Genomic DNA, 23441 nt, shown 5'->3' on the forward strand with positions numbered 1-23441 from the left:
CTCAGCCCTCCCTGACGCAGGCGAACAGGTGCCGGGCGTAGTTGCCGGCGTAGGGAGGGACCGCGTCCACGTCCGGGCCGAGATCCACGATCCTGGTGAAGGACGTGTTGGACCGGAGGAACTCCGCGATCGTGGCCGGGTTCCACCCGGCCAGTGACTCGTGGAACCACGCCTCGTTCTCCTGGCCGGTGTCGAGGAACAGGACCTGCCCTGTCACCTTGTCGAGGAGCTTGACCAGTTGCTCGGGCCCTACCGACGCCCGTCCCAGGATGAAGTGGTGCAACAGGCTGAAGCAGGACACGACGTCCCAGGTGCGGTCGGTGTCGCGGAGCACGTCGACCGCGTCTCCGGTGCGTACGGCGCCGTCGGGCAGGCCGTAGACGGCCTTGCCCAGGGGGACGGCCAGCGGATCCCGCTCGATGCCGTGCGCCTCGAAGCCCAGCTCGCCCATCCGCGAGACGAACCAGCCGTAGCAGCTCGCCACGTCGAGGTAGCCGCGTCCCCGGCCTTCCCCGGCGAACGCGCGCATCTTCTCCAGCCGGTCGGTGCACGCCCGCACGGTGGGCCAGCCACCGGCGAGCTCGGGGGCGGAGATCGGCTGGTACAGCTCCCGGGTGCCGTCGAGCCAGCTCATCCTGCGCAGGTGATCCTGCAGGGGCGTGGTGACGGGCAGCTTCTTGACGACGACGGAAGCGGTCAGGTCGCCCCGCATGACCGCGCTGGCCAGCCGGTGATGGCCGTCGAGGATCTGGTAGTGGTCGGACCAGCGGATGGGCGCCACCAGCACCGGATCGCCCGGCCCGCTCTGGAACGTACGGGCGGGTTGCGGCGTCGCGTCTCCGGCGTGCCGCAGGAGGTAGGAGCGGGCCGTATCCAGGACGCCGGCGTCGTCCCGCGCGCCGAAGAAGTGGCCGCCGCTGCCGATGGCCCGCCTCGCGAGCGTGCCGTACGGGGAGCCGAGGATCGCCTCGTCGGCCGGATCGCCTCCGGCTGCCTCGGCCAGGCGCAGCAGCGCGACGTGCGGCCCGTCGGCGATGGGGGTCGAGCACCACAGCAGGTCGCCGACGGCCCGGCTGAACTCGCCGCCCGGCATGCCGTTCTGCGCGCCGAGCAGCAACCGGTCCAGCGGCACCTCGACCGTGTCGCGCTGACGCAGGAACGCGGTGGACAGCCCGGTGCGCACCCGGTGCGGCAGGGGGATGGCCCGCGCGGCCGACATGAGGCGCTCCTGCGCCCCGGGGTCGGCCAGCCTGCGTAACACGGCCCGGGAGCGCCGCCGCAGGGCGCGAAGTCGGCTGAGGGACGACATCAGATCTCCTTGACGGGGGACAGCGCGGAAGCCTCGCGTACGCGCCGGGGCAGCAGGGCCGACAGGGCGGTGAGGGCGACGTGGCCGCGGATCTTCCAGAGCAGGGCGACATAGACCGCCACGGCCGGCGGGATGGCGGCGTACCAGAAAGCCGGGGCCGGGGTGAGGCCGCGCGCGGCGAGCAGGGGCACGGCGAAGCACAGCGAGGTCGCCGCCACGGCCCACCCCAGGCCGGGGCTGAACGGCGTCATCCTCATGGACAGGCGGACCTGCGCGTAGGAGAGCACGTTGCGCGCCACGACCGCGGCGGCGCGGGCCAGCGCGGCGCCGGTCAGCCCCCACGAGGGGATGAGCAGCGCGCCGAGACCGACCTGGACCGCGAGCGAGGCCACCGTGTAGGTGAGGCTCAGCCCGCTGCGCCCGCTCATCAGCAGCATGGTGTCGACCGGCCCGGCCGCGGTGGCGACCAGCATGGCGACCGACAGGATGATCACCGTCACCTCACCGGCCGACACGTACGCGTCGCCGAAGAGCAGCAGGTAGGCCGGCGCCGCGACCGCCGTGACCAGGTAGACCGGCCAGGCCAGCAGCACCGACCAGATCGTCGTCACCCTGAACGTCTCGCGCACCTCCGGCCAGTCCTCCAGCGCGAGCTGCCGGCTGACGATCGGCTGCATGACCTGCTGTACGGCCTGGCTGCTGAGCTGCCCGAACACCACGAACCGGGTGGCCGCGGTGTAGACGGCGGCATCCAGAGGAGAGCTCAACGCGGCGATCATCACGATGTCGACCCGCTGGAACGCGGTCTGGCACACCCGCGAGACCGCCCGGAACGAGGTGAACCGCCAGAACTCACCGGCGATCTCTCGCACCGGCGGCGACTCCCCGGTCGCCTGGCGGTGCAGCCGGCCGTACACGACGGCGGCCGCCACCAGCGAGGGCAGGTACGGCAGCGCCCACATCAGCCCCAGCAGGCCCGGATCGGTGGTGAACCGGGAGACCACCAGGATGCCGATGATCTGGCCCAGCGGACGGCCGATGCGGTCGATGATCACGGTGGGCCGCATCCGCCCGTGCCCGCGCGTGGCGGAGAGCAGGACGTTGCCGACGGCCGAGATCGGCAGGAAGACCGCCAGCAGCCGGAGCATGGTCACGGTCTCGGCCGCCCGGTCCGCGGCGATCAGGTCGCCGATCCAGGGGGCGGCGGCGAACATGACGGCCGCCGTCACGACCGAGACGACCAGCACCGGGACCAGGGCGACGACGACGGTCCTGGCCGCGCTCCTGGATCGCTCCAGCGCCAGGTGGCGCGGCACCCACAGGCCGAGTCCCACGTCCGTGCCGAGCTCGCCGACGGCGCCCAGGATGATGAAGACCGACGAGGCGGCGAAGAACGCGCCCGTGACGTCCAGGGGGTAGGCCGCGGCGACCACCACGACCAGCGCGAACTGCGCCACGCCGGTCACAGCCGCGCCCACCAGGTTGAGCGAGCCGCCGCGCGCGAGCGCGGCGAGGTTGCCGCCGGTGGTTCCCGTCATCGAGCGTTGCCGGTCTTCGCGGGACGGTTGTCCGAGACGACGGGGAAGGTGACCGTGGCGGAGGTCGCGTCGGTCACCTCGTGCGCAGGCGCGGGCGAAGGCGCGGGCGAAGGCGAAGGCGCGGGCGAAGGCGCGGGCCGCGCCACGGAGTCGTCGTTCACCGTCGTGACGGGCGTCTCGCGAGTGTCCCACGGGCGCACCGGTGGCTCGGCGGGCAGCGACCGCCCGGCCGCCTTGACCGCTTTGCGGGTGGGCGGTCTGACGACCACCGCGCCGAGGATCTCGATGTCGGACTGGTGCGCGAGGTGGTAGGCGTCGAGCAGGTCGCGCCTCCTGGTCGTCTTCGCCGTCACGACGACCACCGCGTAGTCGGCGACCATGCACACGGCCCGGCCGTCGGGATCGCTGAGCGCCGGACCGTTGAGCAGCAGGTAGTCGGCCTGCTGGCGGAGCCGTCCGACGGTCTTCATCAGCAGGCGGCCGGGCAGGCGGTCGCCCGCCCGCGCGAGGTCGGTGCCCTGCGGCAGCACGCTCAGGTGGTCGTCGTAGGGCGCCAGCATGTCCTTCGGCTCGGCGGCCCGGTCGAGGACCTCACGCAGTCCCCTGGCCTCGGTCATCCCGAACAGCGCCGACGCGCTGGGCGTGGCGCTGTGGTCGGCGTCGATCAGGATCGTCTGGCCGCCGGTGTTGCCCAGGCCGACGCCGAGTTGGGCGGCCACCCGCGCCGACTCGTCGCGCGCTGAGACGCCCGCGACCAGGATCGCCGAGCGGGGCCGGCTCATCCGGGTGATGACGGCCGTACGGAGGCTCCGGTTGGCCTGGCCGCTGATCGTCGCCGCGTCGAGCAACGCGGCCGGGTGTGGCGGGCCGTCGAACACGGCCAGCACCGGGACACCCATCGCGCCGACCGCGTCCGCGTCGCGCAGCCGGTCGGTGGCGCGCTCGCGCGCCATGGCCGTCAGCAGTCCGAGCACGAGACCCGCGAGCAGGCCGCCGGCGCCGTAGAGCCCGATGACGGAGGTCAGGGACTCCGAGGAGGTGGAGGCCGAGGAGATGACCTGCCCCGGCGAGACCGGGGTGCTGGCCAGGTCGTTGGACTGCTCGTCGAGGACCGCCATCTGGTTGCTCAGTTGCGTGATGCGGTGGGAGAGGTAGTTGCGCCGCGCGGAGGTGAGGGTCCGTGACGCGAGCTCGGAGGTCGCCTTCTGGAGGCTCGTGTCGACCTTCTTGGCCTGCTCAGCGAGCTCCGCCAGCTTGTCGTCGAGGATGACTTCGGACCGTTCCCGGCGGAAGGCGAGGTAGGTGCCGGCGAACGCGGCCGCCCCCTTGCGGGCCTCTTCGGGGTCGCCGGCGGCGAACGAGATCTCCAGCGTCTGGGTGTTGGTCGGAACCTGGACGCTGACGTTGCGGCGCAGCGCGCCCTGGTCGGGGGCCGCGAGCTGGGTGGCGACCCGGGCGACCACGACGTCGGCGGTGACGAGCTGGGTCTCGCTGGCGAGGTTGATCAGATCGTCGCCGCGCCCTTCGGGGGAGTAGGGGTTGCCGGTCAGCGGGATGATCAGAACGGTCGCCGACGAGACGTGGGTCTGTGGAAGGAAGTAGCCGGCCGCGGCACCCACGAGGGCGCCCAGAACGGTGAGGGCGACGATGACCAGTTTGTGGTTGAGCAGAGCCCCCAGAAAAAGCCTGGACCGTATGGGGGAAATCTGGTCGTCCGCCATCCCCGCCCCCCTTTGCGCCCCTCCAGGCAATGTCGGCACGAAGTTTACCGGAATATGGCCGATGTTCTACTGTGAGCTGAACTCAATCCGGATATGCGACAAAGCGGGCGGCCGTGACGGAAGAGAAAAAAGTCTTGCTGGTCGCGTCGAGCGGGGGGCATCTGGCGCAGCTGGCCGCCCTGGAGCCGTGGTGGCGAAAATGGCATCGGACCTGGGTGACCTTCGACACCGACGACGCTCGATCCCGGCTGAAGGGCGAGAACGTCGTCTGGGGGCACCATCCCACGACGCGGAATCTGCCCAACCTCGCGCGTAATTTTCGGCTGGCCGTAAAGCTGCTCCGCCGGGATCGGCCCGCCCTGATCGTCTCGACGGGCGCCGGGGTGGCTTTCCCATTTTTTCTTATTGCGAAGTTTGTACGGATTCCGACGGTTTATGTCGAGGTGTACGACCGGCTCGACAGCGCCACGCTCACCGGTCGCCTCTGCTCGCCCCTGACCACGCTCTTCCTCGTCCAGTGGGAAGAGCAACTGCGCTTCTACCCGCGTGCGCGAGTGATCGGCGGCCTGCTGTGAAGCGGACGGTCTTCGTCTCGGTGGGCACCGACCACCACGACTTCTCCCGGCTCGTCGGCTGGTGCGACACCTGGGCCGCCGCCCATCGCGACGAGGCGCGCTGCGTCGTCCAGCACGGCACCTCCCGCCCGCCCCGGCACGCCGAAGGGCACGCCTACCTGGGACACGAGGAGGTCGACCGGCTCATGGCCGAGGCCGCCGTCATCGTGTCGCACGGCGGCCCCACCACGATCGCGGAGGCCAGGCGGCGAGGCGTCAAGCCCATCGTCGTGCCGCGCTCACCCGTCCTCAACGAGCACGTCGACGACCACCAGCAGCTCTTCTGCGCCCGGCTCGCCGCCTCCGGGCTGATCGCGGTGGCCGGCAGCGAGGCCGAGCTGGGCACGCTGGTGTCCAGGGCGCTCACGCACCGGGCGGAGTTCACGGCCGAGCACGCCGCCGGCTCCGTCGCGCAGGCCGTCGAACGCTTCGAGGGCTATGTGAACGAACTCCTGAAAGACCGCCGCTAGATCCCCCGGCCGAAGGAATGGGCCGTGCGGAGCAGGAACTCCGGCCGGGCCAGCCCGGCGCACATGAGGAAGACGAGGTAGGAGCGCGGCTGGCGCCAGTTGCTGCGGAACGTCCGCCACGCCAGCCGGCGGGCGTCGCGCCTGGCCCCCATCGCCGCCAGCGCGAAGGCCTGCCGGCCCATCAGCTTGGCGGCGGCGCGGGGGTCGGCCCGCAGCACGGGATGCTTGTCGGCGAGGTACTCGAGACCGTCGACGACCATCCGCCAGTCGCGCTGGAAGAAGGACTGCGCCCCCCACAGGACGCGCACCAGGGGTTTTGGCACCGCCACGATCGGCCCGGTCGCGGCGGCCCGCAGCATCCAGTCGTAGTCCTCGCCGTAGCTGCCCGGAATGTCCTCGTCCACCAGTCCGACGCGGTGCAGGAAGGCGTCCCTGGTCACCAGCACGGTCGACGGATGCGCCTCCATCACCCGGCGGCGGGCCAGCTCGGTCACCGTCAACGCCGTCTCGTCGGCGATCCGCTCCGTCTCCTTGCCGTCGAACAGCACCACGATCCCGCAGACCGCGACCTCGGCTCCGCGTTCGGCGAGCAGGCCGGCCTGCGCGCGGAGCTTGCCGGGCAGCCACACGTCGTCGTCGTCGCAGAAGGCCAGCAAGGTCCCGCTGGACGCGAGCGCCCCGGTGTTGCGCGCTCCCGCCAGGCCGGGGGTCCGGTCGTTGGAGATCACGATCACCCGACGGTGCTCGTCCTCCCGGGCCAGGCCGGGATCCGGCTCGGCCCGGTCGTAGACGACGACGCATTCGATCGGCCCCGGATAGTCCTGAGTGAGGATCGCGTCAAGGGCCTGAGCGAGGAGCGCCGGCCGGTCGCGGGTGGCGACGATCACCGAGACGGGTGGACAGGTCGGGCTCGGGCTCTGGGGCATGCCGTACGGCTCCTTCGGATGGTGCGGGGACTCTGGCGCGACGGTCGCGGAGCATGCCCATGACGACGCCGGCGAGCAGACCCAGCGCGGCGTACGAGGCCACCGGCACCTCGTTGTTGTCGCGGTCGGGACGCTTGGGCACCGACGCGGCCCTGACGACCTCGCCGCCGGTCTCGCTCTGCCTCTGGATTCTGGACACCTGGCGTTCGAGCTCGTTGATCTGCCGGATCATCGAGGCCCGCCGGGTGCGGGACGCCGCGTCCCGGCGCACGCTGCCCTTCGACAACGTGTCCAGCCGGACCTCCACGACGCCGATGCGCGACTGCAGGGCTTCGAGCTGGCGCTGGCGGATCCCGGCCACGATCTGCTGCCGCAGGCTCAGGTAGGAGTCGGTGGCCACGATCACGGCGGCGAGCGCGCGCTCGGGATCGCGGTCGCGCACCTGGACGGTGATCAGCCGGCTGTTGGCGGGCACGCTGATCGTGATCGCCTCGGCGGCGCCCTGGCGGTTCACTCCGAGCGCGGCCGCCACCCGGTCCATCACCGGGCTCGACCGCAGCAACTGGGCCTCGGTGTCGATGGTGACGTCGCGCGGCAGCCGCTGGTTCGGTTTGCGCTCCAGGCCGGGATGGACGGGGGTGGCCGGCGCGAACACCTGGGTGGAGGCCGTGTAGGTCGGGGGCGTCAGCATGCCCTGGATCAGTCCCGCGCCGGTGCCGGCCGCCGCGAGCAGCACGATCGGGATCAGGTGCCTGCGGGCGAAGGCGGCGTAGCCGGCCAGGGTGGGGTCGGGGGTCAGCGGCGCCACGGGGGCACCACCCCGAGCAGCCGGGCCAGTCGCTCGTCGTAGGGCAGGAAGTGGTCGTCGAGGTCGCGGCGGACCGACTCGGGCATCGGGGAGCGGGGCCGCGCGTTGTCCCGTCCCAGGGCGGCGGGGCACCAGCTCGGCAGCCCGAGGAACGCCAGGATGCGGTCGTACTCCCGCTCGAACCCGGCGAAGAGGTCCTCGGCGAAGAGCACGTGCACCCGGTCGCGCCCGAAGAGGGTGAAGAGCCTGTCGAGCTGGTCGGCGTAATGGCCGCGGTCGACGTAGGAGTGGTGGCGGTGGCTGTGGCTGAGGTAGCCGGGATCCGCCTCGATCCGCGCGAGCTCGCCGTCGAGCCGCTGGGATTCGAGCTCCAGGGCCCGCTCGAACGGCTCGGTCTCGAAGCCTCGGGCCAGCTCGTGCATGTGGGCGGAGTAGGCACGTTCCACCGGGTCGCGCAGCACGACCAGGAGCCGCACTCCGGGGAGGTCCTTCGCGATGCGGCCGGGAGCGAGCGGGTGGTGCATGTAGTAGCCGGCGGACTCACCCGTCACGGGCGGCGCGGATGCGCGCCGGGTCGCCAGCGCGCGCACCGGGAAGTGGCCCCGATACCAGTGCCGGCCGCGTGCATAGTTGACGTCGAAGTAGTGGACCCCCTTGTGGAACAGCGGCGGGACCACGGCGGGATGGGCCGTCAGCGCGCGCCAGAGCGAGGTGGTGCCCCCTCGCTGGGTGCCCACGAGCAGGAAACCGGGGAGCATGCGCGCTCCGCTGGTCGCCAGGCCCACCTGGCGGGTCACGGACCGTCCGATCTGCTTGACGAAGGGCGGCGCGGACCGGCGCGAGAGCATCTGGTCCCCTTTCAACTGGTGGTCGTGTGACGGTCGAGCAGATCGAGGAGGGCGTCGGCCTGCGCCCGCAGCGGAACGCCGATGCTGCCCCTGCTGGCCACGAGGTAGCGCGAGCACAGCTCGGCCAGGTAGAGGGTCAGCGTGGTCGAGCCCGCCGAGCCCTTCAGGCCGAACGGCGCCAGCACGGCGAGCGTGTCGCCGGACCACACCCGCTGGGCGGTCCAGGAGGTGGTGGGCCTGATCTGCTGGAGCGCGTAGTGCAGGGCGTCGAATCCCACGGGCACGGCCTGGGCGAACCGCTCCCAGTCCCACAGGTGCAGCACGTCGCGCTGCCAGGCCATGTTCCACGGGGTCCAGTCGCCGTGCCAGGCGCCGTAGGACAGCCGGACGCCGCCGTGCCGTTCGCCGAGCCGGCCGAGCACGGTGGCCAGCCGGGACGCGGCCTCGCCGTCGGGCAGCAGGGCCGGGGTCGACATGAGAGCGTTCCAGAACGGGCTGCCGGCCAGCTCCGCGGTGGTGGCGGTGATCGAGGCCAGCTCCGCCATCGCTCCGACGGGCATCTCGTCGCGGGGCCGCCACCGGCGCACGCCACTCGACAACGCGGACATCACCAGGGCGTCGACGGTGCCCCACGACTCGTACGCGATCAGCTCGGGCGTCCTGATCCCGCGCAGGGAGCAGGCCGACAGCGTGCGGAGCGCTCCGGCCTCGGCGGCGATCAGCGCGCGGGCGACGTCGGTGTCACCGATCTTGACGAACGCCAGCGACCGGCCCGACGGGGTGAGCGCCTGCAGGACCGGTTTGCGGTTGGCGCGTTCGTTCCCGATCGTCACGCTGACCACGACGGGCTGCCCCAGCAGGTCGCTCAGCCGGTCCTGGACTGAGGGCCCGCCGGAGGGCCCGCCGGTGGAGCCGACGCGGACCCGGTCGGGCAGGAGGCGCTGCGGAAGGCCGGTGCGGAGCGCGAGCGACAGCAGGCCCCGGCCCAGGCGCGCACGGGGGCCGAGGTCGTGGCTGAAGCGCCGGAGCGCGGTGCCCGCCGCCCGGGGAGCGTCGAGCGGCAGCAGGATCCGTGCCTCGCGCGCGCTGGGCAGGAAGACCAGCTGCCCGCCACGGCGGTGTACGTGGCTCACGTCGCTGCCCGGCCACAGGCGGGAGACGGTCTCGGTCCAGGCGCCGGCCGTCATCGAACCTCCATGCTGGATCGCTCCCGGCGCCACATGAGGGCCAGGGCGATCATGACGGTGTAGAGGGGGGCGTCCAGCAGGTCGTAGATCAGCAGGAACACCGCGAAACTCAGCAGCACGCAGCACCCCGCGATGCTGACGCGGTCGGGATCTCGCCAGTGCGTGGCGAAGCGCCTGACGAGGAAGCCGAGGAAGAACACCGCCCCCACGAACCCGTGCGCGAAGATCAGATACCACAGGCTGCCCTGCGTGCCGAGAGGTGGCACGCCACAGCCCTTGCAGCCGGGACGCTCACCGCCTCCCACGGACGCGAAGCTGCCCTGCAGGTCACGGGTGGAGCCGAAACCCACGACAGGTGAGCCGATCGCGGCGCTCTCCGTCGTCACCACGTAGAGCTGCCCGCGCCGGTCGTTGCTGTGCGGGGTGTCGAGCCGCTGCTGGAACAGCGCCTTGAGCGGCGAGCCGGTGACCAGCAGCAACAGCGCGACGGCCCCGCCCACGGCGAAGCGGAGGGCCCACTTGTTGCCCTTGTGGACGTAACGGAGCGTCAGGTACGCGGCGGCGAGCCCGAGCACCGCCCACAACCCCCTGTTGAGCGAGTAGATCACCGGGAACAGGGAGAGCAGCAGGCCCGTGACCAGCAGCACCCGCCGCCAGCGCGGCTTCCGGCCGGTGTTGGCCAGGAGGAAGAACGGCAGGTAGAGCGCCAGGTTGGCGCCCCACGAATTCGCGTAGGCGAAAGGCGCGATGGGCCGTGACTCCTCGTACCCGAGGAATGTGGACAAAGTAGCAGCTTTAGGGTGAATAAGGCTGGAAATAAGGTCGTTCCGGGTCAGGCTTCTGGGCAGCACCAATTCCAGGAGCGACGGAAACTCCAGGTGCGGCACCAGAACGCCGAGCAGCCCGCCCGCCACCGTCACCACGAACATGAAGCCCAGGAGCCTGATCACCTTGGTCCTCGGGAGCTCCTCCTCCGTGAGGTTTCCCACGTACAGCAGCACGACGGTGATCGCGAGGTACCAACCGCAGCGGTAACCGAAGACGAGCAGCCTGCTCAGCTCGCCCCCGGGCACGCCGTAAGGCGCGTCCGCGAACAGCGTCACCGCGCCGACCAGCATCCAGACCAGGAAGAGCAGCCACAACGCGAAGCCGCGGGGCGCGCGCACCATCGGACGGCGCCGGAGCGCGACGGCCATCGGCACGGCCATGATCAGGAAGATGAACGTGCTGAGGCCGGTGACCCACCAGAGAGGGAATCCGAGGAAGATCACGCTCAGCGGCCATCCGGGACGGAGCCGGGGAGAGCTACGCCGGGAGGCGAGGGCGAGCGGTCCGGAGGCCGGAAGGGGGCCACCTACCGCTATGTCCGCCATTTGTGACATGTCCTTCGAAAGCGCGAGTTGTTGGGGATGGGCCGCGTCCATAGTGAGGGCATCTGTCCCCAGGTGCAAGAGGGCAGTGATCGTCGTTCTGGTAGGGAAAAGGTGGCAAAAATTGCCTCATGCCACAGGGCTTGGAACGTGTCATACTTTGCCAGCAATCGGGGGGTTGGGACGTTTTCCGAGGCCTGAGGAGGGCCGATGGGGGGAAATGGCCGTTTAGCGCGGATTTGTGCCGTGGCTTTGGCCGGAATTCTTGTCGTTTGCGGGGGTCCTGCGTTGGCTGTGCAGTACCCCCAGGACAGGGTGGTCTCCGCCAACCCGGTCGACTGGACGCCGCATGTCCTGGACGGCCAGGTCAACGCCGTGGTGCAGATCGGCAACCGGGTCTTCGTCGGGGGCAGCTTCACCCAGGTGCGCGAGTTCGACAGCGCCACCGTACAGACCCGCAACCGCCTGTTCGCCTTCAACGCCACGACCGGCCGCCTGGACACCGCCTTCGTGCCCAACATGAACAACGAGGTCAGGACCCTGCTCCCGGCCCCCGGCGGGCAGTCCATCTACGCGGGCGGCTCCTTCAGCACGGTCAACGGCGCCACCAACCGCATCCTGACCAGGCTCAACACCACGACCGGGCAGGCGCTGCCGGGCTTCGTGCCCAACTTCAGCGCCCGGGTGCTCGACCTGCGCCTGGCCGGCGGCCGCCTCTACGTCGGCGGCGCCTTCGCCACCGTCAACGGCCAGCAGCAGGCCGCCCTGGCCACGATCGACCCCGACACCGGCGCCTTCGACCCGTACGTCGGCCTCCAGTTCGCCGGAACCCAGAACGGCGGCACGACGCAGATCCTGAAGATGGACGTCACGCCGGACGAGACGCGGCTCGTGGCGGTGGGCAACTTCGCGACCGTCGGCGGCCAGAACCGCAGGCAGCTCGTCCAGTTCGACCTGACCGGCCCCAGCGCGACGCTCGCCGACTGGGACACCACGCGCTACACGGCCACCTGTTCCAGCTCGTTCAACACCTACATGCGCGACGTCGACTACTCGCCGGACGGACGCTTCTTCGTGGTCACCACCACGGGCGCCTACTCCGGTGGGCCGCCGAGGCTCTGCGACACCCACGCCCGCTGGGAGACCTACGCGACCGGCGCCAACCTCAACCCGACGTGGATCAACTACACCGGCGGCGACACCAGCTACGCGGTGGCCGTCACGCCCCAGGCCGTGTACGTCGGCGGCCACTTCCGCTGGGCCAACAACCCCTTCCGCGGCGACGCGGCGGGGCAGGGCGCGGTGCCGAGGTCCGGCATCGCCGCGCTCGACCCGGTGAGCGGCATCCCGCTGTCCTGGAACCCGGGGCGCACGCTCGGCGTCGGCGTGTTCGACCTCACGGCCACCCCGACCGGCATGTGGCTCGGCAGCGACACCGACCGGGTCAACGGTGAGTTCCACGCCCGGCTGGCGATGTTCCCGCTGGCCGGAGGCACGATCGTGCGGCCACCTTCGGCGGGCGCCCTGCCCGGCGACGTCTATCAGGCGGGAGCCGGCGGCACCGACGCCGTGCAGCGGCGTTCCTACGACGGCGCCACGGCCGGCCCCGTCCAGCCGGTGGGCGACGGCGGCGTCGCCTGGTCGGGCGCCAGGGGCACGGTCATGCTGAGCGGCCAGCTCTACACCGCCTGGTCGGACGGCAAGCTCTACAAGCGAACCTTCAACGGCACCGCGTTCGGGGCGCCGAGCGAGGTCAACCTCTATGGGCTGACCGACTTCGCCACCGACATGCAGAACATGACCGGCATGTTCTACCACGCGGGCCGCCTCTACTTCACCCGCACCGGCCAGAGTTCGCTCTACTACCGGGGCTTCTCCCCGGAGAGCGACATCGTCGGCGCCCAGCGCACGACCGCCACCGGGAACATCACCGGGCTCAACTTCTCGCGGGTCGGCGGCATGTTCGTCAACGGCGACAAGCTCTACCTCAGCGACAGCGTCGACGGCCGGCTCCTGCGCGCCGACTTCGCGGGCGGCCTGCCCGTGGCGGGCACGGTGGTGGCCGTCAGCGGCCCCGCGATCGACGGCGTCGACTGGCGGCAGAGAGGGCTGTTCCTGTACGCCGCGGCGGGCACCACCGCGCCCAACCGGCCACCGGTGGCCGCGCTCACCACCTCGTGCGCCGACCTGTCGTGCACGGTGCGCAACACCGGCTCCGCCGACCCCGACGGCACGATCGTCGCCACGACCTGGAACTTCGGCGACGGCACGACGGCCGCCGGAGCGCTGGCCGCCCACACCTTCCCGGGAAGCGGCACGTACCCGATCTCCGTGACCGTGACGGACGACCGAGGGGGCACCGCGACGGCGACGGCCACCGTCACGGTGCAGGGCGCCAACCAGGCGCCCACCGCCGACTTCGCGGTGATGTGCACCGAGCTGGCCTGCACCTTCGACGGCAGCCCGTCGTCGGATCCCGACGGCTCCATCACCGGCTACGCCTGGGACTTCGGCGACGCGTCGGGCGGCGCCGGCCAGTCCGCCTCGCACACCTACGGCGCGCCCGGCACCTACCCGGTGAAGCTCACCGTGACCGACAACTCCGGCGCCGCGCACACGGTGACCAAGAACATCTCGGTGGTCCAGAACACCGGCGAGATCCAGTTCGTGGGCCTGGCGAGGACGAGCGGCAACCAGCAGACGCACTCCCTCACCGTCCCCGCCGCGGTGGCCGGAGGTGACGGCCTGCTGCTCTTCCTCACCGTCAACACCACCGTCACGATGCCGGACCCGGCGGGCGTGACCGGCTGGACGGTCGTGGACACCCAGGACAACGGCGGCGTGCTCACCAAGGTGTGGAAGAAGGTGGCGGCCCCCGAGGACGGCGGCGATCCGCTCTCCGTCACCCTCTCCGGGCTCGCGAAGGGCGATCTCGCCCTGGTCGCCTACCGGGGCACCGGCAACCAGGTGGTCGCCGCCCACGAGTCGGCCAACGAGACGGTGACGCGGGCGGAGCACACCACCCCCGCCGTCGCCGTCACGACGCCCGGCAGCTGGGTCGTGTCCTACTGGGGCGAGAAGTCGTCGGCCAGCACGACGCTCGCCCCGCCCGCCGGTGAGACGGTCAGGTCCGCGCAGAGCGGCACCGGAAACGGCAGGATCACCAGCCTGCTCACCGACAGCGGAGGACAGGTGGCGACGGGCACCAGATCGGGCCTGACCGCCACCGCCGACTCCGCGAGCCTCAGAGCCACCATGTGGAGCCTCGTCATCGCTCCATAGGCGGAATCGCACCGGATGCCCCCTGACCGCCGGGTCACGGGGCATCCGATGCCGCAAGCACGGGGGATCCCGTTCAATCCAGCTCCAAGGAGGGTCCCGATGGGGGGACGCAAACGCGGCCTCGCCGTGGGCGGCGCGTTCTTGTGCGCGCTCGTCATGGTGTGGAGCGGTCCAGTCAACGCGGTGCAGGCACCACACGACAGGATCGTGTCCGACAACCCGGTCAACTACACCCCGCATGTGCTCGACGGGTTCGTCAACGCCGTCGTCCAGATCGGGAACAAGATCTATGTCGGCGGTGAGTTCACCCAGGTCCAGGAGGACGACAGCCCCACCGTCCTGACCCGCAACAGCCTCTTCGCGTTCGACCCGGTCACCGGAGCGATCGACACCACGTTCACGCCGAGCGTGGACGGCGAGGTCAGAGCCCTCCTGCCCGCTCCGGACGGCGCGTCCGTCTACGTGGGAGGCGCGTTCGGGCAGGTGAACGGCGTCACCAACCGCCGGCTCACCCGGCTCAGCACCACCGACGGCGCCGCGCTGCCGGGCTTCACGCCGTCGGTCGACGCCCGCGTCAACGACCTGCGCCTGGCGGGCGGCAAACTCTACGTCGCGGGCGCGTTCACCACCGTGGACGGCCAGCCCCAGGCCGCGCTCGCCACCCTCAACCCGGCCACCGGGGCCCGTGACACCTACTACGGCCTCGCCGTCTCCGGCACTCACGAGGGCGGCACCACCGCCGTGCTGAAGATGGACGTCACCCCCGACGAGACCCGGCTGGTGGCCGTCGGCAACTTCACCACCGTCGGCGGTCAGGCGAGGCGCCAGATCGTCCAGGTCGACCTCACCGGCGCGTCGGCCGCCCTGGCCAACTGGCAGACCACCCGCTTCGCCGACGCCTGCTCCAGCGCCTTCGACAGCTACATGCGCGACGTCGACTACTCGCCGGACGGTCGCTTCTTCGTGGTCACCACCACGGGGGCGTACTCGGGCGGCCCGCCGAGGCTGTGCGACACCCAGACCCGATGGGAGACGTACGCCACGGGCACCGGCCAGAACCCGACCTGGGCCAACTACACCGGCGGCGACACCACGTACGCGGTCGGCGTCACCTCCAAGGCGGTCTACATCGGCGGCCACTTCCGCTGGATGAACAACCCCTTCGCCGCTGACAACGCCGGCCAAGGGGCCGTCAGCCGGGAGGGCATCGCCGCCCTCGACCCGCGCACCGGCCTGCCGTTCACCTGGAACCCGGGCAGGACCCTGGGAGTCGGCGTGTTCGACCTGACCGCCACCCCGCAGGGGCTCTGGGTCGGCAGCGACACCGACCGCATCGGCAACTGGGAGTATCACGGCCGGCTGGCCCTCTTCCCGCACACCGGCGGGGCCACCGTGACCCGGCCGTTCCAGGGCGAACTGCCCGCCACCCTGTACCAGGCGGGCCTCGGCTCCATCATCGTCAACGACAACGTCCAGCAGCGGAGCTATGACGGCACCACGCTGGGCGCGGTGACGTCCGTCCCCAACGGCGGCCTCGACTGGTCGAGCTCCCGCGGCGCCTTCATGCTCAGCGGGCAGCTCTACACCGGCTGGTCCGACGGCAAGCTCTACAAGCGGACGTTCGACGGGACCACCTTCGGCACCGCGGCCGAGGTCAACCTCAACGGACTGACCGATTTCGGGTCGGACCTGCAGAACGCCACCGCGATGTTCTACGCGGGCGGGCGGATCTACTTCACCCGCAGCGGCCAGTCCTCCCTCTACTACCGCTGGTTCAACACCGAGAGCGAGATCGTCGGAGCCCAGCGCTTCACCGCCGGTGCGAACGTCTCCGGCATCGACTTCAGCCGGGTCGGCGGGATGTTCCTGTCGGGCGGCAAGCTGTACTTCACCGACCGCGTGTCCAACAACTTCCGCCGGATCGACTTCACGGGCGGCGTGCCGGTGGCGGGCACCGCGGTGACGCTCAGCAGCTCCGGCGAATGGCGTCAGCGCGGCCTGTTCCTGTACTCGCCGGCGGGGGCGGCACCGCCCAACGCCAATCCCACGGCGGCGCTCCAGGTGTCGTGCACCGACCTCGCCTGCACTGCCCGCAACACCGGATCGCTGGACCCCGACGGCAGCCTGGTGGCCACGGCATGGGACTTCGGTGACGGCGGCACCGGCACCGGCGCGGTCGCCCCGCACACCTACGCCGCACCCGGCACCTACACGGTCACCGTGACCGTGACCGACGAGCAGGGAGCCACGGCCACCGCCACGCAGAACGTCACCGTCCTCGGGGCGAACCAGCCTCCGACGGCCGACTTCGCGGCCACCTGCACCGCCCTGGCCTGCGACTTCGACGCGAGCCTCGCCTCCGACCCGGACGGTTCCATCGTCTCCTACGCCTGGGAGTACGGCGACTCCGCCACGGGGACGGGCCAGTCCTCCTCGCACACCTACGCCGCGGCCGGCTCGTACAACGTGAAGCTGACCGTGACCGACGACAGGGGCGGCACGCACGCGGTGACGAAGACCTTCTCGGTGGCCCCGGCCTCGGCGAACATCCAGTACGTCGGACAGGCGGCGGTCAACGGCAACCAGGTGACGCACACCGTCACGGTGCCGGCCGGCGTCGCGGGCGGCGACGGGATGCTGCTGTTCATGACCGTCAACAGCTCCAGCGTGACGATCCCCGATCCGACCGGCGTGACCGGGTGGATCCTCGTCGACACCAAGGACAACGGGGGAGTCGTCACCAAGGTGTGGAAGAAGGTGGCCTCACCCGAGGACGGCGGCGATCCGCTGTCGGTCACGCTGTCGGCGCAGTCCAAGGCGGATCTGACCCTCGTCGCCTATCGCGGCGTGTCGGCGAACGTGCTGCAGGGGCACGCGGGGGTCATCGAGACGGCCACCCAGGCCGCCCACACCACACCCTCCATCGGGGTGACCGGCTCGGCGAGCTGGGTCGTGTCCTACTGGGGTGAGAAGTCCTCGGCCACCACGGCCTGGACGGCGCCATCGGGGGAGACCGTGCGCTCCACCCTCGTCGGCACCGGATCGGGGCGAGTGGCCAGCCTGGTGACCGACGGTAACGCGCCGGCCGCCTCGGGCACCCACACCGGTCTCACCGCCACGGCCGACTCCGCGAGCCTGCGCGCCACGATGTGGAGCCTGGTCCTGGAGCCGACTCCCTGACCGGCCGACCCTGACCGGCCGACCGTGAACCGATCGGCCGTGAACCGATCGGCCTCGACCGGCTGATCGAACGCGAACGGGCCGCCTCTTCCGGCGGCCCGTTCCGCTTTTCCACGGATCGCGTCAACCGGTGAGGTGCCGGCCGTCCGTGCCGGACCGCCTGGCGCAGACCGGGCAGCTCGCCCGCCGATCGTGCCGGTGGTGGCAGCGGCCGCGCCGGGTGCGGACGTGGGCCGGGGGCAGCGCCGTGACGAGCGCGGGATCACTGCTCAGGATCGCCGCCTGCAACCGGCGCAGCTCCGGCGAGGGCTCCAGGCCCAACTCGGTGTTGAGGATGTGCCGGCCGTCCTGGTACACCTCCAACGCCTCCGCCTGGCGGCCCGTCACGTACAGAGCGATCATGAGCTGGCCGCGGAACCTCTCGCGGAGCGGATACTCCCTGACCAGGACCGACAGCTCCCCGATGAGACCGGCGTGCCGGCGTAGCCGGAGGTCGGCGTCGACGCGGTCGGCCAGCGCGGCGAGGCGCTCCTCCTCCAGCCGGGTGGCGTGCAGTCGCAGCAGCGGGATGTCGTGCAGGCCGGACAGGGCCGGCCCGCGCCAGGTGTCGAGGCCGGCCCGCAGCAGGTCGCTGCCCTTGGCGACGTCCTTGGAGCCCAGGGCCCGGCGTCCCAGGCGGACGAGCGCCTCGAACCGCCAGGCGTCCACGGCGTCGCCGGGGAGGCGCATGCGGTAGCCGGTCGACTCGTGCGTGATCGGCACTCCCGCTCCGAGGGTCTGCCTGAGGCGGTGGATCTGGAGCCGGAGGCGCCCGGCGCCCGCGTCGCCCGCGTCGGCCCCCCAGAGGGCGTCGACGAGGACGTCGCTGCCCGCCACCGTGCCCCGGTGGCAGAGCAGCATGGCCAGCAGGCTGCGCTGTTTGATCGATCGGAGGGGTAATTGATGATCCCTATCCCGCACTTCCAGTGCACCCAGAATGCCGAATTTCATGGGTCTCCCCCCGTGCGTGTCAGCTTATTACGACCCAAGGAAGGATATTGGGTTCGATCGTCCTGTGAAACGTTGACCGGGAAATCGCGATGAAACCCCCGAGAAACTCGCGCTAATCAGAATCGAGGCTTGGCCGGTGGCATATCCGATGGCCGCATTCCGCTTTCGCGGCCGGGAAGTCAGGTGGGATGAAAATGAGTAACATTCAGCGAATCGGATTCGCGCGACCCCGCAACTGGGCGGTCGTGGCAGGCTCGGCACTGGCGATGTGCGGCCTTTTCACGGCCAATTCCCAGGCGGCCGTGACCACGGCCGCTGCCGCTGACGAGCCCGGCAAGGCGCACGCCGCCCCGATCCAGGCGCCGGTGGCGCGTCCGAAGGTGGACAAGCTCGGCCCGCTGCCCACGATGACGGGCACCGTGCCCGTGGAGCGTTCCAGGACGGTCGCCCGCACCAGCGCCGCGCTCACCGCCGCGGCCAACGACCGGGTCGGGCTGCGCGTGCTGGTCGTCGCCGTCGACGAGGACGACTGGGGCGTCGCGACCTGGAAGTCCGTGCTCGACCGCGTGGGCGCGTCGTACGACGTGCTGCACACCCGCACGCAGCCGCTCACCGCGCAGAGCCTGCTCCAGGGCGACGGCACCGGCCGCTACAACGCGATCCTGCTGACCAACAACTCGCTGCTGCACTCCGACGGCAACGGCGGCTTCGTCAGCGGGCTCGACACCACCGAATGGAACGTTCTATGGGCCTACGAGCGTGACTTCGGGGTGCGCCAGGCCTCCCTCTACACCGCGTACGGGACCTTCCCCGAGGACTACTGCCTGCGCGCCGGCAGCGAGGGCGGCATCGGCGACACCCCGATCAGCACCCAGCTGACCACGGCGGGCGCGGGCGTCTTCGACTACCTCAAGTCGGGCGTCAACGTGCCGATCTCGCTGTCCTACGTCTACCGCAGCACCATCGCCGCGGGCTGCTCGGCCGATCCCGTCATGACCGCGGGCGGCGACGTGCTGGGCGTGCGCAGCACCTCGGCCGACGGCCGCGAGCGGATGGCCCTCACCTTCACCTCCAACCAGTACCTGCCGCAGGCCGACCTGCTCACCTACGGCCTGTTCCGCTGGGCCACCCGGGGCCTCTTCCTGGGCGAGCAGCGCCACTACCTCAACGCTGACGTGGACGACTGGTTCAGCTACACCGACCGCCTGAAGGCCGACGGCACCCTGGACACCGACCCGGGCTTCCGGCTGAGCAGGTCGGACGCGGTCGCCACGTACAACCGGCAGAACAGCTTCCGCTCGGCCAACCCGCTGGCCTCGGCCTTCAAGCTCAACATCGCCTACAACGGCCAGGGCGCCGAGCTGCTCTCCCTGCCGACGTGCCTGCTGAACCTGCCCGTCCTCGACGGGCTGACCTCCTACTCGCGCTGCCGCGCCTCGTCCTTCACCTGGATCAACCACACGTTCTCGCATCCGAAGATGAACTCGACGGACTACGGGACCAACTACTCCGAGATCCAGGCCAACATCACCAGGGCCGGGCTCCTCGGCCTGAGCGTGGATCCGAAGGTCCTCAAGACCGGCGAATACTCCGGCCTCGGCGTCTACCACCCCGACCCTGACAACGACATCGACCCGCCCACCGACCACGGGCTGGGTGCCTCCAACCCCGAGCTGCTGCGCGCGGCCAAGGACCTCGGCGTGAAGTACCTGCACGGCAACATGTCCTTCAACAGCCACAAGCCGTCGTGCTTCAACTGCGGCATCGTCCACCCGCTGGAGCCCGCGGTCATGGTGGTGCCCGACTGGCCGACCAACATCGCCTACCACACGACCGCGCCGGACGAGGAGACGCTCTTCTACAACTCCTACTACGGGCCGTCGGGCAGGTTCCCGTACTGGCCGGTCAACCAGACCTACGCCCAGATCCTCGGCCACGAGAGCGACGTGGCGATGCAGCACGTCATGTCGGGCTCGGTCTACACGCACACCTTCCACCAGGGCAACGCGCGTAACTACGGCTCGGGCAAGAGCCTCGTCTTCGACTGGCTGGAGGCCGTGATGGCCAAGTACAACTCCTACTACAAGGTGCCGCTGCTCACGCCCAACTGGGGCACCCTGGCCGAATACACCGAGAACCGCACCAAGCACTTCGCCGGGCTCGGCAACGTAAACGCCGTCTACGACCGCGTGGCCGACACGGTCACCTTCACCTCCACCGCCGCCACCACCGTCTTCGCCACCAACGCCGCGGTCGCCGGGGCGACGGCCTACGGCACCGACACCGTCGGCAAGCTCACGCTCGCCGCCGGCACCCCTGTCACCGTCGCCGCGAGCGTCCGCCCGTGAAGGTGACGTTCGTCTCGGAGGGCACCTACCCTTTCGCGATGGGCGGGGTGAGCGTCTGGATGGACCAGCTCATCCGGGGGATGCCCACCTACCGGTGGGATGTCGTCACGATGACCGTGGACGGCGCCGAACGGCCCGTCTGGGACCTGCCGGACAATCTCGACCAGGTCATCTCCATGCCGTTGTGGAAATCCGACTACCGGCGCTCCCCGCGGGCGCCGGGCCCGGCCTTCGGGCAGGCGTACGAACGGTTCCTCCAGATGGTCCTGACGCCGGCCGTCGAGGGCGCGGGCAGCGAGGAGTTCCTGGAGGTGCTGAAGGCGCTCTTCAGGTACGCCCACGCGGGCGGTGACCTGGCCGGCGCGCTCACCACCAACGAGTCACTGACCCAGCTCATGGACTCGTGGTACTGGAACAGGACCGACGGGATCAACCTGGCCGACGCGATCACCGCCGGCCATCTCATGGGGCACATGCTGCGTCCGCTGGCCGAGCCGCCGCTGCGCACCGACCTGACCCATGTGGCGATGAACGGCCTGAGCATGCTCGTCGCGATGGTCGCCAAGTGGCAGTACGGCACCCCCATCGTGCTGTCCGAGCACGGCGTCTACCTGAGGGAGAGATACCTGCAGTACGTCAACGAGCCGGTCTCACACGCGGTCCGGGTGCTCCTGCTCAGCTTCTTCAGGAGGCTGGCGGGAGCCGCGTACGTCGCGGCCGACCGCATCGCGCCCCACTCCTCGTACAACAAACGCTGGCAGGTCCACAACGGCGCCGATCCCGACCGGATCCGCATCATGTACAACGGCGTCGACCCCTACGACTTCCCCCTGGCCGAGACGGAGCCCGAGACGCCGACGCTGGTCTTCATGGGCCGGGTGGACCCGCTGAAGGACCTGCACACGCTGATCCGGGCGTTCGCCATCGTCCGGGACAAGATTCCGGACGCCCGGCTGAGCATCTTCGGCGGCGTGCCCTTCGGCAACGAGTCCTACAAGGAGAGCTGCGCCGCGCTCGTCGCCGAACTCGGGCTGGAGGACTCCGCCATCTTCGAGGGCCGGGTGTCCAGCCCGGTCGACGCCTATCACGCGGGCCACGTGGTGATGCTCACCAGCATCTCCGAGGGCTTCCCCTACACCGTGGTCGAGGCCATGGCCTGCGGCCGGCCGGTGGTGTGCACCAACGTCGGCGGGGTCGCCGAGGCGGTGGCCGACGCCGGTTTCGTGGTGCCGCCCCGTGACCACGTGGCCGTCGCCGACGCCGCGGTCCGCCTGCTGAAGGACGCCGCCCTGCGCCGCAGGCTGGGGGCGATCGCCCGGGGCCGGGTCCTCGACCGCTTCACGTTGCGGCAGTCGCTGGACGACTACCGCGGCGTCTACGAGGAGCTCATACCGGCCGGCGCCGGCCCGGAGGTTCGCGGATGACGACCCTCGCGCCCGGTGACGGCGCGGCCTGTCTCGACGAGCTGATCCAACCCCTGGGCACCCGCGTCTTCAGGGCCGTCGAACCCCTGCAGATGGCCGCCATCCTGGAGTCCGAAGGTCTCAACGACAAGATCGCCCGCGAGAGGTACGGCCACCCCGACGTGTTCTCGCTGGCCGAGGCGGCCTATGGGCGCGTCGCGCTCATGGAGCCGCCCCGGCCGCCCGCCGCGCCCGTGCTCCGGGAGGCCCGTCCCGCCGCGCAGATGGCGCACGGGCTGCTGTACGCGATGCCGGCCGCCCTGCTGCCCGCCGCCTCGGGTCTCGTGGGCCCGCAGTGGCTGATGCCCGGCCTGGTCCTGACCACGGGGATCGGCTGGGTGATCGGCAGCGCCGCCGCGCAGATCGCCTACTCGCTGATCGGCCGCGGCTTCCCGCGCTCGGCCGGGCGGATGCTGCGCGCCGGGCTGGTGCTGGGCGTGAGCGCGGCGGTGCTCACGGCCACGATGATCGCGGTGGGCAGGAACGGCCCGGTGTCGCTCGTCGCCCTCTGCGTGACGCAGATGGCGTTCCAGATCGCCTCCGGCATCCTGCTGTTCTACCGGCGCGAGGCGTGGCTCGCCATCATGATGCTGCCCGCCGTGCTGGCCGGGGTCGGCTACGTCGCCGTCGGAGAGGGCCCGGCCGGTCTCGTGGCGGTCTGCCTGGGCGTGGTCTGCGTCGCCGGCCTGGTGGGGGCGGCCATCCTGCTGACTCTGAGGGAGGGCGTCACCGCCGACACGCCCCCGAGCGAACCCCGGCTGCGGACGCTGCTCCGGGCGAACATCGGCGGGCTGCTTCCCGCGTTCGTCTTCAGCCTGCTGAGCGCGTTCTTCCTGCTCCAGGCCGAGGGCCGCTACGTCCTCGACCGGGCCGACCTCGCCATCGCCGGCGCCGGGCTGGTCTTCGGCATGGGCGTGCTCGAATACCGGGCGCACCGCTTCCACGACGAGGCCAGGACTCTGATCCGGGAGGTCTGCTACCCGGCGGAGTTCACCGAGCTGACCCGGGGACTGCTCGCGAAAGGGCTGCTGATCTGCCTGTCCGTGCTGTCCGCTCTCGCCATGATGCCGATCGCGTTCCTGTACGCCACCGACGCCCTGTCGTACGCGACCGTCGTCATGGCCGCCGCCCACGTCACCGTCGGCGGCGCCTACTTCGTCGCCTTCCTGCTGGCCAACCAGGGGAAGGTGGCACACCTGTGCCTGGCGCAGGGCCTGGCCCTCGCCGTCCATCCGGGTGGCCGGTGGCTGCTGCCAGACCCGCACTCCGCCCTGGCCGACGTCGCGCTCTTCCTCACGGCCGGGCTCGTCTTCTTCACGGTGCTGCTCGTCCTCATGGTCCGGAGTCTCAGGGACGTCCAGCGGTATCGCTGACCCCGCAGAAGGGA

The 23441-nt window shown here is 70.8% G+C and carries 16 protein-coding genes; 7 read left to right on the top strand and 9 right to left on the bottom strand.

Going from position 1 to position 23441, the window contains the following annotated elements:
* Position 1: 1 nt before the first annotated feature.
* Genes AB0I38_RS33640 through AB0I38_RS33650 form a run of 3 tightly spaced genes read right to left on the bottom strand, consistent with a single transcriptional unit; the run spans position 2 to position 4568 of the window.
* On the bottom strand, positions 2–1309 hold the full coding sequence (locus tag AB0I38_RS33640) for a hypothetical protein (RefSeq protein WP_358489922.1): 1308 nt from the start codon (positions 1307–1309) through the stop codon (positions 2–4).
* Positions 1309–2847 (bottom strand): oligosaccharide flippase family protein, encoded by a 1539-nt coding sequence (locus AB0I38_RS33645; RefSeq protein ID WP_358489924.1) that lies wholly within the window; start codon positions 2845–2847, stop codon positions 1309–1311. Before AB0I38_RS33645 ends, AB0I38_RS33640 begins: the two co-directional genes overlap by 1 nt.
* Entirely contained in the window at positions 2844–4568 is a 1725-nt protein-coding gene (locus tag AB0I38_RS33650; RefSeq protein ID WP_358489927.1) for a hypothetical protein, read from the bottom strand. The genes AB0I38_RS33645 and AB0I38_RS33650 overlap by 4 nt, the downstream gene beginning before the upstream one ends.
* A gap of 113 nt (positions 4569–4681) precedes the next feature.
* On the opposite strand from AB0I38_RS33650, the gene pssD reads away from it, so the two are divergent.
* Both pssD and AB0I38_RS33660 read left to right on the top strand, forming a co-directional pair.
* Positions 4682–5143: a PssD/Cps14F family polysaccharide biosynthesis glycosyltransferase gene (gene pssD, locus AB0I38_RS33655; protein WP_358489930.1), complete on the top strand. Its 462-nt coding sequence runs from the start codon at positions 4682–4684 to the stop codon at positions 5141–5143.
* A complete protein-coding gene (locus tag AB0I38_RS33660) occupies positions 5140–5652 on the top strand; it encodes a glycosyltransferase (protein WP_358489934.1) in 513 nt (170 codons plus the stop codon). The genes pssD and AB0I38_RS33660 overlap by 4 nt, the downstream gene beginning before the upstream one ends.
* On the opposite strand, the gene AB0I38_RS33665 is transcribed toward AB0I38_RS33660, so the two are convergent.
* The 5 genes from AB0I38_RS33665 to AB0I38_RS33685 are packed head-to-tail and all read right to left on the bottom strand — an operon-like array spanning position 5649 to position 10794.
* Positions 5649–6539, bottom strand: a complete 891-nt coding sequence (locus tag AB0I38_RS33665) for a glycosyltransferase family 2 protein (RefSeq protein WP_358489939.1) — start codon at positions 6537–6539, stop codon at positions 5649–5651. The genes AB0I38_RS33660 and AB0I38_RS33665 overlap by 4 nt on opposite strands.
* Positions 6490–7386: a Wzz/FepE/Etk N-terminal domain-containing protein gene (locus AB0I38_RS33670; protein ID WP_358489943.1), complete on the bottom strand. Its 897-nt coding sequence runs from the start codon at positions 7384–7386 to the stop codon at positions 6490–6492. Before AB0I38_RS33670 ends, AB0I38_RS33665 begins: the two co-directional genes overlap by 50 nt.
* The gene (locus AB0I38_RS33675; RefSeq protein ID WP_358489946.1) at positions 7374–8234 is read right to left on the bottom strand and encodes a sulfotransferase domain-containing protein; all 861 of its coding nucleotides are present in this window, start codon (positions 8232–8234) and stop codon (positions 7374–7376) included. Before AB0I38_RS33675 ends, AB0I38_RS33670 begins: the two co-directional genes overlap by 13 nt.
* Positions 8235–8245: 11 nt before the next feature.
* Complete coding sequence (locus tag AB0I38_RS33680) at positions 8246–9421, bottom strand: hypothetical protein (RefSeq protein ID WP_358489949.1); 1176 nt, start codon at positions 9419–9421, stop codon at positions 8246–8248.
* Positions 9418–10794, bottom strand: a complete 1377-nt coding sequence (locus AB0I38_RS33685; protein ID WP_358489951.1) for a hypothetical protein — start codon at positions 10792–10794, stop codon at positions 9418–9420. The genes AB0I38_RS33680 and AB0I38_RS33685 overlap by 4 nt, the downstream gene beginning before the upstream one ends.
* Before the next feature lie 291 nt (positions 10795–11085).
* On the opposite strand from AB0I38_RS33685, the gene AB0I38_RS33690 reads away from it, so the two are divergent.
* On the top strand, positions 11086–14073 hold the full coding sequence (locus AB0I38_RS33690; protein WP_358490050.1) for a PKD domain-containing protein: 2988 nt from the start codon (positions 11086–11088) through the stop codon (positions 14071–14073).
* Positions 14074–14172: 99 nt separating this feature from the next.
* Positions 14173–17253, top strand: a complete 3081-nt coding sequence (locus AB0I38_RS33695; RefSeq protein WP_358489955.1) for a PKD domain-containing protein — start codon at positions 14173–14175, stop codon at positions 17251–17253.
* A 123-nt stretch (positions 17254–17376) separates the two neighbouring features.
* Here the strand turns inward: AB0I38_RS33695 and AB0I38_RS33700 are convergent, their stop codons facing one another.
* A complete protein-coding gene (locus AB0I38_RS33700) occupies positions 17377–18243 on the bottom strand; it encodes an AfsR/SARP family transcriptional regulator (RefSeq protein ID WP_358489957.1) in 867 nt (288 codons plus the stop codon).
* Between the two features lie 194 nt (positions 18244–18437).
* Here AB0I38_RS33700 and AB0I38_RS33705 point away from each other — a divergent pair, with 194 nt between their 5' ends.
* The 3 genes from AB0I38_RS33705 to AB0I38_RS33715 are packed head-to-tail and all read left to right on the top strand — an operon-like array spanning position 18438 to position 23427.
* Complete coding sequence (locus tag AB0I38_RS33705; protein ID WP_358489960.1) at positions 18438–20591, top strand: hypothetical protein; 2154 nt, start codon at positions 18438–18440, stop codon at positions 20589–20591.
* Positions 20588–22015, top strand: a complete 1428-nt coding sequence (gene pelF / locus AB0I38_RS33710; RefSeq protein WP_358489963.1) for a GT4 family glycosyltransferase PelF — start codon at positions 20588–20590, stop codon at positions 22013–22015. Before AB0I38_RS33705 ends, pelF begins: the two co-directional genes overlap by 4 nt.
* On the top strand, positions 22012–23427 hold the full coding sequence (locus AB0I38_RS33715; protein WP_358489965.1) for a hypothetical protein: 1416 nt from the start codon (positions 22012–22014) through the stop codon (positions 23425–23427). The genes pelF and AB0I38_RS33715 overlap by 4 nt, the downstream gene beginning before the upstream one ends.
* Positions 23428–23441 lie beyond the last annotated feature (14 nt).

Source organism: Nonomuraea cavernae, assembly GCF_040655715.1.
Taxonomy (GTDB): domain Bacteria; phylum Actinomycetota; class Actinomycetes; order Streptosporangiales; family Streptosporangiaceae; genus Nonomuraea; species Nonomuraea cavernae_A.

Coding starts and splice junctions, on each gene's coding strand:
- AB0I38_RS33650 (WP_358489927.1), bottom strand. CDS start 4,568: ATGGCGGACGACCAGATTTCCCCCATACGGTCCAGGCTTTTTCTGGGG.
- AB0I38_RS33675 (WP_358489946.1), bottom strand. CDS start 8,234: ATGCTCTCGCGCCGGTCCGCGCCGCCCTTCGTCAAGCAGATCGGACGG.
- AB0I38_RS33645 (WP_358489924.1), bottom strand. CDS start 2,847: ATGACGGGAACCACCGGCGGCAACCTCGCCGCGCTCGCGCGCGGCGGC.
- AB0I38_RS33705 (WP_358489960.1), top strand. CDS start 18,438: ATGAGTAACATTCAGCGAATCGGATTCGCGCGACCCCGCAACTGGGCG.
- AB0I38_RS33700 (WP_358489957.1), bottom strand. CDS start 18,243: ATGAAATTCGGCATTCTGGGTGCACTGGAAGTGCGGGATAGGGATCAT.
- AB0I38_RS33695 (WP_358489955.1), top strand. CDS start 14,173: ATGGGGGGACGCAAACGCGGCCTCGCCGTGGGCGGCGCGTTCTTGTGC.
- AB0I38_RS33715 (WP_358489965.1), top strand. CDS start 22,012: ATGACGACCCTCGCGCCCGGTGACGGCGCGGCCTGTCTCGACGAGCTG.
- AB0I38_RS33680 (WP_358489949.1), bottom strand. CDS start 9,421: ATGACGGCCGGCGCCTGGACCGAGACCGTCTCCCGCCTGTGGCCGGGC.
- AB0I38_RS33640 (WP_358489922.1), bottom strand. CDS start 1,309: ATGTCGTCCCTCAGCCGACTTCGCGCCCTGCGGCGGCGCTCCCGGGCC.
- AB0I38_RS33685 (WP_358489951.1), bottom strand. CDS start 10,794: ATGGCGGACATAGCGGTAGGTGGCCCCCTTCCGGCCTCCGGACCGCTC.